The organism is Cupriavidus sp. a3, from assembly GCF_051015765.1.
GTDB classification, from domain to species: Bacteria; Pseudomonadota; Gammaproteobacteria; order Burkholderiales; family Burkholderiaceae; genus Cupriavidus; species Cupriavidus oxalaticus_A.
The window spans coordinates 1355987-1371752 of the sequence record NZ_CP170644.1 but is presented as its reverse complement, the minus strand read 5'-3'; the positions used below and the strand labels follow the sequence as shown (position 1 = coordinate 1371752).

General features: G+C 66.5%; 17 protein-coding genes. 5 read left to right on the top strand and 12 right to left on the bottom strand.

Translation table 11 applies throughout. The annotated features are described in order from the left end of the window. Positions 1-27: 27 nt before the first annotated feature. The 4 genes from ACAD63_RS28055 to ACAD63_RS28040 form a co-directional block, all read right to left on the bottom strand. A complete protein-coding gene (locus ACAD63_RS28055; protein WP_434034096.1) occupies positions 28-1893 on the bottom strand; it encodes an ATP-binding response regulator in 1866 nt (621 codons plus the stop codon). After that, positions 1890-2528, bottom strand: a complete 639-nt coding sequence (locus tag ACAD63_RS28050; RefSeq protein ID WP_135703911.1) for a response regulator transcription factor — start codon at positions 2526-2528, stop codon at positions 1890-1892. Before ACAD63_RS28050 ends, ACAD63_RS28055 begins: the two co-directional genes overlap by 4 nt. Positions 2529-2878: 350 nt before the next feature. After that, complete coding sequence (locus ACAD63_RS28045; RefSeq protein ID WP_135703912.1) at positions 2879-4540, bottom strand: hypothetical protein; 1662 nt, start codon at positions 4538-4540, stop codon at positions 2879-2881. Between the two features lie 207 nt (positions 4541-4747). Next, positions 4748-5452: a Crp/Fnr family transcriptional regulator gene (locus tag ACAD63_RS28040; RefSeq protein WP_133093265.1), complete on the bottom strand. Its 705-nt coding sequence runs from the start codon at positions 5450-5452 to the stop codon at positions 4748-4750. Between the two features lie 156 nt (positions 5453-5608). On the opposite strand from ACAD63_RS28040, the gene ACAD63_RS28035 reads away from it, so the two are divergent. Then, on the top strand, positions 5609-7243 hold the full coding sequence (locus tag ACAD63_RS28035) for an acyl-CoA synthetase (RefSeq protein WP_434034095.1): 1635 nt from the start codon (positions 5609-5611) through the stop codon (positions 7241-7243). Positions 7244-7255: 12 nt separating this feature from the next. On the opposite strand, the gene ACAD63_RS28030 is transcribed toward ACAD63_RS28035, so the two are convergent. The 3 genes from ACAD63_RS28030 to ACAD63_RS28020 form a co-directional block, all read right to left on the bottom strand. Beyond that, positions 7256-7528, bottom strand: a complete 273-nt coding sequence (locus tag ACAD63_RS28030) for a hypothetical protein (RefSeq protein WP_135703913.1) — start codon at positions 7526-7528, stop codon at positions 7256-7258. Positions 7529-7542: 14 nt separating this feature from the next. After that, a complete protein-coding gene (locus ACAD63_RS28025) occupies positions 7543-7821 on the bottom strand; it encodes a hypothetical protein (protein ID WP_135703914.1) in 279 nt (92 codons plus the stop codon). A gap of 268 nt (positions 7822-8089) precedes the next feature. Next, positions 8090-8338 carry a hypothetical protein gene (locus ACAD63_RS28020; protein ID WP_133093261.1) on the bottom strand — a complete coding sequence of 83 codons (249 nt, stop codon included), beginning with the start codon at positions 8336-8338 and terminating at the stop codon, positions 8090-8092. Between the two features lie 179 nt (positions 8339-8517). On the opposite strand from ACAD63_RS28020, the gene ACAD63_RS28015 reads away from it, so the two are divergent. Next, complete coding sequence (locus tag ACAD63_RS28015) at positions 8518-9639, top strand: AGE family epimerase/isomerase (RefSeq protein WP_135703915.1); 1122 nt, start codon at positions 8518-8520, stop codon at positions 9637-9639. Positions 9640-9727: 88 nt separating this feature from the next. Here the strand turns inward: ACAD63_RS28015 and ACAD63_RS28010 are convergent, their stop codons facing one another. The 5 genes from ACAD63_RS28010 to ACAD63_RS27990 all read right to left on the bottom strand — a co-directional run bounded on the left by ACAD63_RS28010 (position 9728) and on the right by ACAD63_RS27990 (position 12897). Continuing rightward, positions 9728-9934, bottom strand: a complete 207-nt coding sequence (locus ACAD63_RS28010; protein WP_084402732.1) for a hypothetical protein — start codon at positions 9932-9934, stop codon at positions 9728-9730. Between the two features lie 199 nt (positions 9935-10133). After that, positions 10134-10502, bottom strand: a complete 369-nt coding sequence (locus ACAD63_RS28005; RefSeq protein ID WP_135703916.1) for a hypothetical protein — start codon at positions 10500-10502, stop codon at positions 10134-10136. A gap of 67 nt (positions 10503-10569) precedes the next feature. Continuing rightward, on the bottom strand, positions 10570-11253 hold the full coding sequence (locus tag ACAD63_RS28000; protein WP_133093258.1) for an alpha/beta hydrolase: 684 nt from the start codon (positions 11251-11253) through the stop codon (positions 10570-10572). Between the two features lie 127 nt (positions 11254-11380). Continuing rightward, positions 11381-11680, bottom strand: coding sequence for a hypothetical protein (locus tag ACAD63_RS27995; protein WP_133093257.1), 300 nt, complete (start codon positions 11678-11680; stop codon positions 11381-11383). 176 nt (positions 11681-11856) lie between these two features. Next, positions 11857-12897, bottom strand: a complete 1041-nt coding sequence (locus ACAD63_RS27990) for an alpha/beta hydrolase (protein ID WP_240745782.1) — start codon at positions 12895-12897, stop codon at positions 11857-11859. 347 nt (positions 12898-13244) lie between these two features. Between ACAD63_RS27990 and ACAD63_RS27985 the strand changes: the two genes are divergently transcribed. The 3 genes from ACAD63_RS27985 (at position 13245) to ACAD63_RS27975 (ending at position 15589) form a co-directional block, all read left to right on the top strand. Beyond that, entirely contained in the window at positions 13245-13721 is a 477-nt protein-coding gene (locus ACAD63_RS27985; protein WP_434034094.1) for a copper resistance protein CopQ, read from the top strand. A gap of 273 nt (positions 13722-13994) precedes the next feature. Further along, positions 13995-14561: a TetR/AcrR family transcriptional regulator gene (locus tag ACAD63_RS27980; protein WP_133093255.1), complete on the top strand. Its 567-nt coding sequence runs from the start codon at positions 13995-13997 to the stop codon at positions 14559-14561. Between the two features lie 395 nt (positions 14562-14956). After that, a complete protein-coding gene (locus tag ACAD63_RS27975; protein ID WP_135703918.1) occupies positions 14957-15589 on the top strand; it encodes a copper resistance protein CopQ in 633 nt (210 codons plus the stop codon). Positions 15590-15766 lie beyond the last annotated feature (177 nt).

Genomic DNA, 15766 nt, shown 5'->3' with positions numbered 1-15766 from the left:
CATCCGGCTTGATGCGGGAGGGCCGTCCTAATCAGCTTCGGCCTGTGAATGGCCGCGGCGTGTTTCGCCCTGCGCGTCCTGCACATTCTGCGCGGGGGCATCGCGCAGCAGCGTGTCGATCGCCGCGTGCAATTCCTGCGGAACCACCGGCTTGTGCAGCAGCAGCGTGCCTGCCGCATGCGCGGTCCGCAGCCGGTCCGCCGCCGTATCTCCCGTGATGATGATCGCCGGCACATGACGGCCCAGCCGCTGCCGGATCGCGTCCAGCGCTTCCTGGCCGGTGCGATGGCCGCGCAGGCGGTAGTCGGCAAGCACCAGTGCAGGCTGGAACGCCGCGAGCATGGTCAGCGCCTCGTCCTCGGATTCGGCCGTGCGGCAGTCGCATTGCCATGCCCCCAGCAGCTCCGACATGGCGGTGCGGATCGCTTCGTCGTCGTCGATCACCAGCACGCGCAGCCCGTCAAGCCCGCCCGGTGCCACCGGGTGCGGCGTGTCTTCCGGCGTGCTCCACGCGCGCGGCATCACGAAGCGGAACACCGACCCCCGCCCCGGCCGCGAGCCCAGCGTGACGTGCGTGCGCATCGTCCGCGCCAGCCCCTCGACGATGGCCAGCCCCAACCCCAGCCCCTTGCGCTGGTCGCGCTCCGGATTGCCGAGCTGGTGAAACTCGCGGAAGATCTCGCGATGCTGTGCGGCGGGAATGCCGATGCCGGTGTCCCATACCTCGATCACGGCATGCAGCCGGCGCTGGCGGCACGCCACCAGCACGCCACCCTCCCGGGTATAGCGGATCGCATTGGCGATCAGGTTGCGCAGCACCAGTTCGACCAGCGTGGGATCGCCGTACAGCGTTGTGGTGGTATCGCGCGTGCGGTACACCAGCCCGCGCGCATCGGCCTGCGGCGCGAATTCGTTCTCGAGCTTGTGCAGCAGCGGCTGCAGCCGGAACGGCCGCGGCCGCGGCGTGACCACGCCGGCTTCGAGCTTGGAGAAGTCCAGCAGCGAGTTCAGCATTTCGCGTGCGGCGCCGGACGATGCCTCCACATGCTCCAGCAACTGGCGCTGGCGCGCATCCAGCGCGGTGCGGCCCAGCGACACCAGGAACAGCCCCATCGCATGCAGCGGCTGGCGCAGGTCATGGCTGGCCGAGGCCAGGAACACCGACTTGGCGCGGCTCGCTTGCTCCGCCGCATGCTGCGCGGCCTCGGCACGCGCGGTCTGCTCGCGCAGCTGCGAGATCAGCTCGATGTTTTCGAAGCGCAGCGCGATCGAATGCCGCGCCACGCGCGAATAGTTGCGTGCGAACATGATCAGCACGAACAGGTACAGCGGTGTGCCGAGGAACATGGGCAGGTATTCGATATCGCCGGTGACCAGGAACGCGATCCAGACCGGCACGATCGACGGAATAAAGAAGCCGATCGCCACCGGCAGGCAGGCGGAGAACACCGCCAGCGCCGCCGCGCTCATGCCGGCGATCAGCGACAGCACGCAGATCACCACCGCCGGCATGCTCACGTCCAGGTAGAGCCATGCCACCAGTCCCCACAGCGCGCCGATCAGCGCGAGCATGGCGGTCATGCCGCGCGCATAGCGGCCCGCGCCTGCCTCGGTCAGCCGTCCGGCCAGCGCCAGCCGCCCGAAGTACGCCACCGCGCAGGCCACTGCCATCGCGCAGGCCCAGGGCAGGGCGCCGGGACGGTCGCCCGACAGCCTCAGGCCCGCGGCGAGGATAAAAGCCGCCAGCGAGCAGCCCAGCATGGCGATGCCGAAGCTCTGGTCGATCAGCGCCATCTGCGCGGCCAGCAGCCGCGGCTCGTCGAAGCGCGGCAGCAGCCGCACGCCCTGCGGGCGATCTCCCCTTACGCGCGGCGGCGCCTGGTCCGCGGTCATCGCGCCGCCTGCACCAGCCCGCGGCGCTGCGCTTCCAGGATGGCTTCGACGCGGCTGACCACGCCGAGGTGGTCGAGGATGGCGGCCACATGAACGCGGACGGTGTTTTCGGACAGGCCCATGTGGTAGGCAATGACCTTGTTGGAGCGGCCCAGCGTGAGCTGGTGCAGCACCTCCAGCTGGCGCGGCGTGAGCGTGCTGGCGGCATACGGCGCCGGCGCGGCGGCACGGCCGGCCGCACTGGCGTCATCGGAGAAATGCATGCCGCCGGCGAGGCAGCAGGCGATCGCTTCCTCGATCTCGCGCGCATCGGCCGACTTGGGCAGGAAGCCGGCGATCTCGCGCCGCACGTCGGCCGGAATGGTTTCCAGTCCGGAAGTGCCGGAAACGATCAGGATGCGCGCCGCGGGGAAATGCCGCCGCAATACCTTGACGCCCTCCAGGCCGTTCAGGCCCGGCATCTGGATATCGAGCAGCAGGATATCGACCGCGGCGCCGGCATGGTCCTGTACCGCCTGCATGACAGAGCCGGCTTCGATGATCTGCCCGACGCTCGGGCTGTCGGCCAGGACCAGGCGCAGGCCGGTGCGGAACAGGGTGTGGTCGTCGATCAGCAGCAGGCGGGCGTGGGGCATGGGGAACAGGCGCCGTGAGCAGCGGGGCGCAGGTCAGTCTGGATGCCGTCGCAGCGGGCAACGGGTCGACTGACATTGGACAAGAATCCATGGAGATTGTCCATGCACCAGACGAGTGGGCGCGACTAGTCCGGAAAGATTATTGGCCCGGCGCGGCGCCGGTGCGAAGATCCTCGTCGTGGACAGTTCCGCGACATGTCCGCACCACTTTTCGTTACCCACTACCACCCGGCTGTGGGTATTTTTTTGTCTGCGGTTTTGCGATCGGCAAAGAAAAGGCCGGCGTCGCGGGGCGGTGCCGGCCTGGAGCGAATCCGGACAACGGATGTCCGGATTCGCCGTGCGGTGGATTACGGACGGTTGAGCGAGATGCTGTAGAAGTTGACGTTGTTCACGCCGATCGACACGTTCACGCCGGTATTGCCCAGCACCATCGCGATCGACTCGGCTGCGGCGGTGCTCGCTTCGCGATAGCGCAGGCCAGGCGCCGGCACGTTCTGCTTCCAGCTGTCGAGGCGGCCGTCTTCGACGCGCTTGCGGGTATAGATGCCAGTCTGCGCGTCGGCCGATTCGACCACCGTGCTCCATTTCTCCGTACCGGTGAAGGTGAGCACAGGCGTGCCACCGCCCGCGGGCCGCAGGTACATCACCGCGTTATCCCAATACGCATTGGAATAGCCGACTGCCGGCAGCGCGCGGTCAACCTGCTTGCTGAAGATCATGAAGCCGTCTTCATGCGGGATCACCGCCATCATCTGACCATCGGTGCCCTTGAAGGTGTAGACGGGCTGCGCGCTGGCATAGAGGTCGTTGAAGCCGAAGATGCCGTTGCCGATTGCGGAGAAGGTCGGCAGCTCGGCTGCCGGCCAGCTTTCGCAGCTGTTGATGCCGGTGCAGTCGGCGCCCGCGGTCGCCTTGCCGTCGGCATCCAGGCTCAGTGTGACGCGGCTGGGCTTGAGTGGCGAGCCGGCGTCCTCACGCTCGTAGCCGAGGCCGTTCCAGTTGCCGGCAAGGTCGGCCAGGGTCAGCGACTGGGCGGGAATCAGCATGGCCACGCCGGGGTTCGGCATCGGCGCTGCCGGCACGGCCAGGCCCACGCCGGACTTCGACATCAGCACGGTCGTGACGCTGCCGCCGGACGAGACGGTGAAGCGGCAGGCTTCGGCGGCATCCGGGGTCAGCGTCACCGACGAACCGGAGGGTGCGTCCGCGGCGAAGCTGGACTTCTGCGTGATCGTCAGCGCGCTGGCATCGACTTCGGCAATGGTGCCGGACGGGTAGCTCAGGCCGACCAGGTGGTACTTGCCCGAGCGCAGGCCCGCGCAGCTTGCCGCCGCCGGTTGCAGCGCGGTCTGGATCGCCGTGGCGCCTGCATTGGAGGCGACTGCCGACGACAGCTCGTCCAGCGAGGTCTGCGACGACTCCAGGCGCTCGCCCAGCTGGTCGAGCAGCTGATCCTGAGCGTTGCCCGCAGTGCTGCCATTGGCCGCTACCAGCGTGCCCTTGAGCGGATCGACGCCGGTCAGGTCGACCACGCCGGTCAGTACCAGCTTCACGGCCTCGGTGGCCGTGTTCAGGCCGCTGGTGGTCAGCTTGGCCTGTGCGCTGGCATCGAACTGGTTGAAGAAGGCGTCGGTGTCGCCGCCGGCCAGCGATGCGGTGATCAGCTCGGTCAGCGGCGTGATGTTGGCCGTGGCGGTGGTACCGCTGCCGGCTTCCACGACCGAATGCAGCGTGGTGCCGTCCGGCGTCGTGACGCTCAGCACGCACGGGCGCGTGGCGTTCGGGATATCGATGGTGAAGGTGCCGTCCGCGGCGGTGGTGGCGGTGCCGCTGCCCGATGCGCACTTGGCCTGCACGCTGGCATTGCCCAGCGCCGCGCCCACTGCGGCCGTGCCGCTGATCTTGGTGGTCGGAGCCGAAGAAGCCGGCGCTTCGCTTTCTCCTCCGCCGCCGCATGCTGTCAGCACGGCGACAGCCAGACCCGTCAGAAACAAGTTTGTGGTTTTCATCCCTGTATTTGGCTTTATGTGGTTCTGGTTATGGCAGGGACCGCGCTGGTCGACCCGTGGCTCATGCAGCCCCGCCAACAGGGTGGCTCGCCCACCCTGCGGGCGCGAGTGTGTGCGAACGGCAGGGTTCAAGGTAACCCGCGTTCTGGTGATTGACACACAAATAAGACATATGGTTTGGCGGCCAGCGCCGCCAAACCTTGACCGCTACAGCTCTGACAGCCCGAAGCTGCGCAAGCGCGGCAGGTCGGTCACGCGGATGCTCTGGTAGGACAGATGCACCATGCCGGCGTCGGCCAGCCGTCGCAGCGCCTGGTTGACGCGTTGCCGCGACAGCCCGGTCAGCAGGCCGATTTCTTCCTGCGACAGCTCCAGCACGGGACTGGTGCGCGGATACAGGTCGGGATGGAACAGCTGCGCGATTGCCTGCGCCACGCGCGCATCGGCGCCGAGGAGGCGGTCGTTCTGCACCGTGGCGATGAACTGGCCCATGCGCTCGTTGAGCTGGCGTACGACAAAGCTTGCAAACGGCAGGCTCTGCGCCAGCAGCGTGTTGAAGACCGGCTCGGGCACCAGCAGCACTTGCGAGTCGCGGATGGCGATCACGTCGTAGCGGCGGTCTTCGCGCTTGATCACGCTGCCTTCGCCGCACCAGCCGCCGGCCGGCACGCCGGAGAAGGTGCAGCCGCGTCCGTCCGGCGTGTACACCGCCAGCTTGATCAGGCCGCTGTCGACCCCGATCCAGTAGCGCGAAGGCTCGCCGCGCCGGGCAATGAAGGCGCCCGCGGCGAAGGACTGCAGCAGTGTCTCGCGCGCGGCCAGCGCCTGGTGTTCCGCCGCCAGCGCGGCGTACCACACATGGCTGGCAAGCATGCTTTCAGGGGCGCGAGTGGGGTTCTGGGATGCGGTCATGACATCGGCGCGAGCGGCTGCGCGGCACTTTGTAAGATTTGCGTAAGCCTTGGCCGGCGCGGGTTTGCGGGAAGTTTGTCGTCCGGACGACAGTGCGCCGGGCGTGTGCGATGATAGCCTTGCCCCAGAAAAAGTGCGACTAGCGGAGACACAGCAATGCCAACCGATTTCGACAGCGGCCTGGCCCGCAATGCGGCCAATTTCGTACCGCTCACACCCATCGACTTCCTGGTCCGCGCCGCGGAGGTGTACGGCGACCGCCTGGCCATCGTGCACGGTCCGGTGCGACAGAACTGGCGCGACACGTATGCGCGCGCGCGCCGCATGGCCAGCGCGCTGGCGCGTGCCGGCGTCGGCAAGGGCGACACCGTGGCCGCGCTGCTGCCCAACACGCCGGCCATGGTCGAGGCGCATTTTGGCGTACCGATGGCGGGCGCGGTGCTCAATGCGCTCAATATCCGGCTCGACGCCGCCAACCTCGTCTTCATGCTGCGCCATGGCGAGGCCCGCGTGCTGCTCGCCGACACCGAGTTTGCCGACGTTGCGCGGCAGGTTGCGCTGGAAATTCCCGGGCTCAAGGTGATCGCGGTCCATGATGCGCTGGGGCCGCAGGCCGAGCCTTTCGGCGAGACCGACTATGAATCCTTCCTGGCTTCAGGCGACCCGGACTATGCGTGGCGCATGCCTGCCGACGAATGGGATGCGATCGCGCTGAACTACACCTCGGGCACCACCGGCGATCCCAAGGGCGTGGTCTATCACCACCGCGGCGCGGCCATCAACGCGATCTCCAACATCCTGGAATGGGACCTGCCCAAGCACCCGGTCTACCTGTGGACGCTGCCGATGTTCCACTGCAATGGCTGGTGCTTCCCTTGGACCATCGCGGCGCGCGCGGGCGTCAACGTCTGCCTGCGCAAGTTCGAACCCAGGCTCGTGTTCGACCTGATGCGCGCGGAAGGCGTCACGCACTACTGCGCCGCGCCGATCGTGCATACCGCGCTGGTCAACGCGCCCGCATCGTGGCGCGAAGGCGTGCGCGGCCCGGTGCGCGGCATGGTCGCCGGCGCGCCGCCGCCGGCAGCGGTGCTGGCGCAGATGGAGGCCATGGGCTTCGAACTCACGCACGTGTATGGCCTGACCGAGGTTTATGGCCCGGCCGCGGTCTGTGCCGAGCAGGACGACTGGCGCACGCTGTCGGAACAGGACCGCGCCGTGCGCAAGGCGCGCCAGGGCGTGCGCTACCACCTGCAGTCGCAGGTGGCGGTGCTCGATCCTGATTCTATGCAGCCCGTGCCCGCCGACGGCGAGACCATCGGCGAGATCATGTTCCGCGGCAACATCTGCATGAAGGGCTACCTGAAGAACGAGAAGGCCACGCGCGAGGCCTTCGCCGGCGGCTGGTTCCATACCGGCGACCTCGGCGTGTGCATGCCCGACGGCTATATCAAGATCAAGGACCGCAGCAAGGACATCATCATTTCCGGCGGCGAGAATATTTCCAGCGTGGAAGTGGAGGACGCGCTCTACCGGCATCCCGCGGTGCTTGCCGCGGCGGTGGTGGCTCAGCCTGACGCCAAGTGGGGCGAGACGCCGTGCGCCTTCGTCGAACTGAAGGATGGCGCCAGTGCCACCGCGGAGGACCTGATCGGGCATTGCCGCACGCTGCTGGCCGGCTTCAAGGTGCCCAAGGCGGTGTACTTCGGGCCGCTGCCCAAGACTTCGACCGGCAAGATCCAGAAGTTCGAGTTGCGCCGCAAGGTGAAATCGGACGCGGCCATCGATGTCTGAACGCGGCGGTTGCTAGGGCTGTACCGCTTCCTCGGCATCGCGCTGTCCGGCGATATCCGAGTCGATGGCTTCGCGGCCCCACGCCATGCCCGCGCGCGTGGCATCGCCGGCACAGCCAAAGCGCGTCTGCATCACGGGGCACGGCCATGGCAGCCGCGTGCCGCGATGCCAGACTTCGGCGCGCAGCGTCCACCAGCCATCGTGCTGGCTGCCATAGCGCAGCGCCGCGACATGGATGCGATAGCCGCGGTAGCTGGCGTTCTCGTCATGCAATCCGCTGGGCATGCGCTATCGGGCGTTCAGCGTGCCCGCGCTTCGTGTGGACTTCCGTGAGGGCGGGGACGGTGCCAGTCCTGGGCAATGTCGGGGACCACCTCGCATTCGCCACGCACGATATTCTCGATGGTGGCGCACACGCATTCAGTGCCGCGCGGCCCTACGCACACCAGGCTGCGCGGATGGTCGGTGTGCTGCGGAATGGCATAGACGCGCATGCCCTCCTGGTACAAGGGATGCTTGCTCAGGCGCTCGTTCATCAGCTCGACGAAGCGCTGCGGAGAGACGACCGGCTTTTCCATTTCATGCTCCTGCGGCCCTGCCACCGCACCGATGCCAAGCGCGGCGAGGCGACCAGGCCAGTTAAGGCCAGGAAGATGACAGGCAGGTGGCAGGGAAGCACCCAGGCTTCGGGAAGGCCCTGGGCGTGGCCGGAACGGAGAATCGCGGGCAAATAGCCTGCCCGCGTTGCCACTGCCACGATTCCAGACTAGGACATGCGCGGCAGCGCGCAAGGATCGGGGCCACCCGGACGCCCGCGCCTGCACATGGCAGCGCGGGCGGCGTGCTTCAGGTGGTGCGCAGTTCGCTCGCCGCGCGCGGGCCATCCAGCATGCCATTGCCGGCGGCCCAGCAGGCTGCCTCGGCCTCGGCATGCGAACTGTATGTGGAAGGCGCTTCAACAGTGCAGTCGGCATCGGCCGCGCCGCAAAGTTCTTCCATGACAATGCGCCAGGTGTACTGGCCGGATGGCTCTTCCAGCACGTGCAGTACCAGCGTGCGGTGATGGTCCGAAAGCGTAAGGGGCAGGGTCGACATTGGCTCCTCCCGTTGGCAGGTGGGACGCATTTGATGCTAGCAACTACAGGCGCATGGTGCCATCGGAGAATTGCAACCGCGGCATGGCAAGATACGCGTGCCGCGGCTTCCCCCGCTGCGCCGAATCCAGTAACCTTCTGCGCCTGGCGCCACGTGGCGCCTGCTTCTCGCCACCGACCATGCTCAATTCGACCGCACTCAACCAACAGGTCGCCGCCTTGACGGCGCACTACGACGCCACGGTGCTGCCGCTGTGGACTGCCAGCGGCTGGAATGCCGGCCTGTTCCTGCCTTATGAGGCCCTCGACGGCGCCACGGCCGCGCCGCTGCCGGCGGCGCGCTACCGTGCCATGGCGTGTGCGCGGCAGCTTTATGTGTTTTCGGTGGCGGGCCAGCATGCGCATGCTGATACGCTGTTCGGCTCGCTGCAGGCGTATTTCGGCGACGGGGCGGGCGGCTGGATCTACAGCGTGGGACCGGACGGTTCGCCGCTGGACACCACGCGCGACCTTTACACGCACGCCTTCGTGATCTTTGCCTGCGCCAGCTACCACGCGCTGCGCGGCAATCCCGATGCGCTCGAAGTGCTCGACGAAACCGTCGACGTCGTCGAGGACTTCTTCACCGAAGATGGCGGGCTGTACCATGCCGCGCTTAACGAGCACTTTCGCCCGAAAGGCGCAGGCGTGCTGCAGAACCCGGTGATGCACCTGACCGAGGCCTACCTGGCGGCGCTCGATGCGACCGGCGACGAATGGTATGCCGAGCGGCTGCGCGAGATCGCGATGGCCGTGTTCGAGCGCTTTGTCGATCCCGCGAGCGGCTGTATCGCCGAGCTGCCGCAGGGCAGTGCCGACAATCGCATCGAACCGGGCCACCAGTTCGAATGGTTCTCGCTGGTCGCAAGCCGGCCGCAGCTGTTCGGCGACCTGCCGCTGGAAGGCGCGCTGCGCCAGGCCTTCGACTTTGCGCAGCGGCATGGCGTGGCGCCCGGCACGCTGGGCGTCAGCGCGGCACTGGACGCGCGTGGCGGGCTGCTCGACGGTACCCAGCGCATCTGGGCGCAGACCGAGTATGCACGCGCACTGGCGCTGCATGGACAACCCGGGTCGCTGGCTACGCTGGAAGCGTGGGCCGGGCAGTTCCGCAATCGCTTCCTGCATGCGCAGGGATGGCACGAATGCCTCGCGCCTTCAGGCGACGTGGTGCGTGCGGAGATGCCGTCGACTTCGCCATACCACCTGGCAACGTCTTACCTGGCGCTGGCACAGGCCGCCGGCCTGTCCTGGCCGAACCAGTGACGCGACGCAATCGTTATCAATTCTTTGCAGTCGCGGCCAGGGGCCGCGACTAGACTCAAGCCCGCGCTCCGCCCGTGCGTTGTCCTTCTTAACTACCTGGTCGTCGTTCTGAAGTCGCGGGCCGGGGCGCACCCGCCTGCGGCGATACCTGCGTGCCTACGCGGACTTCCATCTGCCGTATGCGGGTGGCGGCACGGGTCTCTGCGTGGTCATTGAGGATCAGGCACAGCAGCGTCAGCAAGGCCGCTGCGATCATGCTCAGCGCGATCCAGGCGAGGCAGTGCTTGCGTTCCATGGTGGAATCGATGGGGGCATTATTGGAGCGCGCAGTGTAAGCGCCCCGCCGCAAAGCGATTGTCAACCTTTGCAAACACAGCGGTTATGCCACGTCTGGACGCTCTGGCAAGCTCTCCCGCGATCGTGCCCCATCTAACGATTTAGCGTTTTCGCCAATTCCCGCAATGCCGGCGAAAAGCGCTAATTTGCTGATTCGCTTATTCCATCACGCCGTTCTCGCGCAGCAGCCGTTCGCATTCATCGAGCATGTCGTGCGCAAAGGCAGACTGATAGTTGGGATCGAGCGCTTCCATCATTTCGTGCGCGGCATACAAGCCCGCTTCGCGCGACAGCGTCTCGGCCAGCTGTCGTGCAAACTGGTCGCTAAGTTCCGACAGCAAACGCCGCTCGGACAGCGGCAGCTGCAGCCGCGAGCGCGACAGCCATTCGCCTGCGAGCGTCGCGCCTTGTGCGTCCGTCATCCACTTGCGGTGCTCGTAATAGGCCGACAGGCGCTCGGCGGTCAGCGCGAACAGCAGCGCCTTGCGGGTGTTGAAATCGATGCGGGGCAGTGGGGCGAGGCTCATGGGTACGGCTTGCCGCGCGGGCGTGGCCCTTGCGGCGATCTGTCAGGGTTATCGGCGTTTGATCAGGTCAGGCACCGGCAGGGCCGAAGCGCTCCGCCAGCCATGCGCCGATGGCAACGATCTCTTCCAGGCAGACCGAATGCCCCATCGGGTACGTCTGCCATGTCAGCGGATGCTGGCGCGCCTGGATAAAGTCGCGTGCCGCAACGCCCAGCTGCAACGGCACCACATCGTCCTGCGTGCCGTGCGCGGCAAACACCGGCGTGGCGGCATTCGCGGCGCTGGCCTGCGCTGCCACCGTGCCCGGCGCGGGAATATAGCTGGACAGCGCCACGATGCCGGCAAGCGGTTCCGGATGCGTCAGGCCCGCGGTATAGGCGATGGCGCCGCCCTGTGAAAACCCGGCCAGCACGATGCGGCTGCAGGGGATGCCGCGCGCATTCTCGCGCGCGACCAGCGCGCGGATGGCATTGCACGAGGCCTGGATGCCGGCCTCATCGGCGCGGCGGCCGGCCTCGTCGAGGGAATAGATGTCATACCAGGCCGGCATGACATAACCGCCGTTGCAGGTCACGGAAATCGCCGGCGCGTGCGGAAAGATAAAGCGCACGCCAGGCGAGGCGGGCAGCCGCAATTCTGGCACCACCGGTGCAAAGTCGCTGCCGTCGGCGCCCAGCCCGTGCATCCAGATCACGGCGCAGCGGGGATCGGGCGCGGTTTCGATTTCAATGGCGGGCAGCAGTTCGCTCATGGGGCAGGTTCCTGTGTGACGGCGTGCCCGCGCGCCGATGGGCGCGGCAGGCAGCGCGAGTATCGCACAGGTCAGGCCCGCTGATGCCGCACGCCCGCCATGCGGGCAGGGCGGCACGACTGCCGGTTCAGGCGGCGGACGGAACGATCGGCACGGTGGTCAGCCCCGGCGCGCGCGCATTCTGCGCGGCGGAGGGCAACTCGGCCATTGCCGGCACGGTGGCGCGGCGCTTGTCCACCACGTCCTCCACGCCCTTGGCCGAGACATCTTCCAGGAACGCGACCATGTCGCGGTAGTAGGCCACCTGCATCTGCGCCTCGAGCAACTTCCGCTCGGCCTGGAATAGCGTCAGCCTCATGTCTTGCAGTTCCCTTTCGGCGATTTTTTCCGGGGTCGGCGGACTGAACAAGTTTGCAAGCCAACGCATGGCAGTACCTCCAGTTCTGTCAAAGCGAAATTGCGATGCTTGTGCCACGAGGTCAAATATAGACAAGAAATCGATAAAAGGCCTCTTGGCCTCCTTGCCGTGGTGCCTCGCCCACAAGGATGATTGCCGCTTGCGGGAGTCTGCGGTAGATTGTCCGGCGACTTCGGATCGCCCCCTCACTGCTTGCCTGGCACGCGCATCGGATCGCTGTTTTTGTGCGGGTTTTCGAGCGGATTCCGGCCCTGGCTGCATTCCCCGCCTGCTTCCACGACCTCCACGCGCGCGCCGGTTTCATGCTGCGGGAGGGTGTCCAATTCATGTACGTAACGCACGATCGGCGACCAGAATGCGGCGATATGGTCTGGCTCGATGGCGGCGCCATGCGGCATGGCGTCATGCATCACCAATTGATGCAAGTGCCGCGCGGCGGCGGCCACGCGCTCCGCATGGACGTGCGCGAACACGGCATCGGCGCGGCTATGCACCACCAGCAGCGGACGTTCGAGGCGGCTGGCACGCGCGGCGTTGTTCCAGGGATCCGGCAGCAGCCACGCTGCCCAGGCCGGCACGCGGCCGGTCTGCACCGCGGCGCGCCGCGCCGAGCTGAAGCCGGCGGCAATGACATAGCCGTCGGGCTGCGGCGCGAAGTGCCGCGCCACGTCGAGCAGGATGCCCGAGCCCAGCGAATGGCCCAGCACCACGCGGCGCGACGCCGCGGGCGCGGCCGCAACAAACTGCCGGTATGCAGTCATGGCGTCCTGGCGCAGGTGGCGCACCGAAGGGCGCCCGCTGCTGCGGCCATAGCCGCTGTAGTCGAACACGAAGGATGCGATGCCGGACTCGGCCAGCAGGGCCTGTACCGGCAGCCAGTCGGCCAGGGTTTCATTGTCGCCATGGCAGACCATCAGCGCGGGCGCATCGTGGCGGGCGGCTGGGACAAAGCGGGCATGCAGTTCCCGATCGCCGCTGGCGAACGTGGTATGCCGCACAGGCATGGATGACCAGGGCACGGGAGTCCCGGTGCTTGTTTCATCCGTTCGCGTGACAAATGCTTTGCGCTCCACCGCACGAAACAGTAGATGGCGCGCAACGCCGGCGGCCAGCGCGACGCCCGCCGCCACGGCAAGCCAGCGCAGCGTGCCCGGCGCCGCCGGAGCGGGGACGGTTGCAGCAGGGTCGGGATGCGGCGTGTCGAACATGCTAGGGCGGCGTGCCATGGTCGGGTCCGTGTTATTTCAGGCTAGCAGGCTACGATGAACATGTTAAGAAATGTCCATCCGGGCGGACGGATCTCTGCCCCATGGGCCGTCCTATCGCGCCGATAGGAAAATTTTGTCTTGACTATCTACCTAGTAGTAGATAGCATTCTCTCCATGGAACCGCTGCACCGCCAGCAGCAAAGCAGGAAGGGCGGAGAAGTGGCGATCCCATCGCAATACCGCTATGCGGTCTTTTTTTAGCGCCGTCCATCTATCTACTAGTAGATGGAAGTGCGAGAAAAGCCCAGCAGGAAGCCACTGACACCGATTGACGCGATCCGAAACATCGCCACCAGGAGCCCATCATGACCAAGTTCGCCAAGACCCTGATCACCGCCGCCACCCTTGCCGCCGCCTTCGCAGGTGGCGCCGCCCACGCCGCCGGCGTGCAGGACGGCAGCTTCGCCGGTGACAAGTACGGCTACCAGTTCCGCGTAGGCAAGACCGATGCCTTCACCGACGGTGCCCGCACCGGCAAGTTCGATCCGTTCACCGAAGGCGCGCGTGCCGGCAAGTTCGACCCGTACACCGATGGCCGTGCAGGCAAGGCTGATCCGTACACCGACGGTGCTCGCACTGTCAGCTACCGCAGCGGCCAGTTCGACCCGTTCACCGAAGGTGCACGCGTCGGCAAGTCCGACCCCTACACCGACGGCTTCCGTACCGTAGCCGGGCTGGACCGCAGCGGTGTGTCGTCCGAGCCGTCGCGCAGCTTCGACCCGTACACCGACGGTGCGCGCGTGGGCAAGGCCGACCCGTACACCGACGGCGCGCTCGCCTGATCCCTGCCGGCCACCGGCCGGCGGCTTAACCACCTTTACGGCGGCGGCCAGCAAGGCCGCTGCCCGATGGAGTCCATCATGAGTTTGCGTGACAGCATCCTGCTGCTTGGCGGATGGCTGGTGCTCTGCGTGACGAGTGGCTCGATGATCACCTTCGCCGCGCAGGTCCTGCCTGGCTAAAACCGTAAAGCCGATGCCTCGGCGCTAGGGGATTACCCGGGCGCCGGGGCATTTCAGCTTGAGCGCCTATCTTCGCGTAGATACACTGCCTTTATGAAAACGCAATCCGTACGCGAGCAACTGCTCGAGCACACCCTGGTCCTGATCCGCCGCCGCGGCTTCAACGGCTTCAGCTATCGCGACCTGGCCGAGCTGGTGGGTGTGAAGACTTCCAGCATCCACTATTACTTCCCGACCAAGGACGACCTCGTCCTCGAGGCGGTGAAGGAATACAGCGCCCGCCTCAGCGAGCACCTGCGCGCCATCGACACGAAGCTGCCGGTCACCGAGCAGGCCGCGATCTACCTGGCGCCGTTCCGCAACAGCTGCGGCTCCGACCAGATCTGCCTGTGCGGCATGCTGTCGACCGAAACCCTGTGCCTGCCCGAATCCGTGCACCAGCTGCTGCAGGGCTTCTACCTGATGCACGAGAAATGGCTGACGGGACTGCTGGAGCGTGCCCAGCCGCTGCGCAGCACGCCATTCCCCGTGCCGCCGCCACGGCTGGCGCAGGTGGTGTTCGGTTCGCTGCAAAGTGGCCTGATCGCAGCCCGGTTGTTCGGCACGTCCGACCGCGTCGAGGCAGCGGCCGATACGCTGATGGCAGCCGTGGCTGGCTAAGGGTTAGCGTTCCGATCTATCGCGCTGTCAGTGGCGCGTCCAGAGCCGTCGGGTGGCGAAAGCTGCGCGGCGGCTTTTTTCATTGGCGGCTCGCGTCCGCTTTTTTTCTCGCTATATTCTTTTGGAATCAAAGACTTACTATCGGCTATCAGTCCCATAGAAATATTCTTCCTTGACTATCTACCTAGTAGTAGATAGTATTTGACTCATGGAAGCGCCGCAGCGCCAGCAGCAACGAAGAGCAGGGCCCAGCGACGATCCCATGCATGACCGAAGGCGGTCATTTTTTCAGGGCAGGTGATCTATCTACTAGTAGATAACTACCCCAAAAAAAGCACCGCGAAGCCACTGACACCGATTGACGCGATCCGAAACATCGCCCCCTGGAGCCCATCATGACCAAGTTCGCCAAGACCTTCATCACCGCCGCCACCCTTGCTGCCGCCTTCGCTGGTGGCGCCGCCCACGCCGCTGGCGTGCAGGACAGCAGCTTCGCCGGTGACAAGTACGGTTACCAGTTCCGCGTTGGCAAGACCGATGCCTTCACCGACGGTGCCCGCACCGGCAACTTCGATCCGTTCACCGAAGGCGCACGCGTCGGCAAGGCTGATCCGTACACCGACGGTGCCCGCATCGTCGCCGGCCTGGATCGCAGTGGCGTCTCGGCTTCGCCGGCGCGCAGCGGCCAGTTCGACCCGTTCACCGAAGGTGCGCGCGTTGGCAAGGCTGATCCGTACACCGACGGTGCCCGCATCGTCGCCGGCCTGGATCGCAGCGGCGTCTCGGCTTCGCCGGCACGCAGCGGCCAGTTCGACCCGTTCACCGAAGGCGCACGCGTCGGCAAGGCTGATCCGTACACCGACGGTGCCCGCATCGTCGCCGGACTGGACCGCAGCGGCGTCTCGGCCTCGCCGGCACGCAGCGCCGACCCGTACACCGATGGCGCACGTGTTGGCAAGGCTGACCCCTACACCGACGGTGCACGTGTCGGCAAGGCTGACCCCTACACCGACGGTGCAATCGCCTGAGGCAAGCGTCTGGAAAACGGCCGGCAAGTTGCCGGCCCCCTGTAACCACCGGGCTGCCAGCGAGCAGCCCGGTTCATGGAGTCGATCATGCGTTGGCTTGACACTGCGCTGATCCTGGGCGGATGGGTAGGGCTTTGCCTGGCAAGCGGGTCCCTCATCACGCTCGTCGCACGCGCG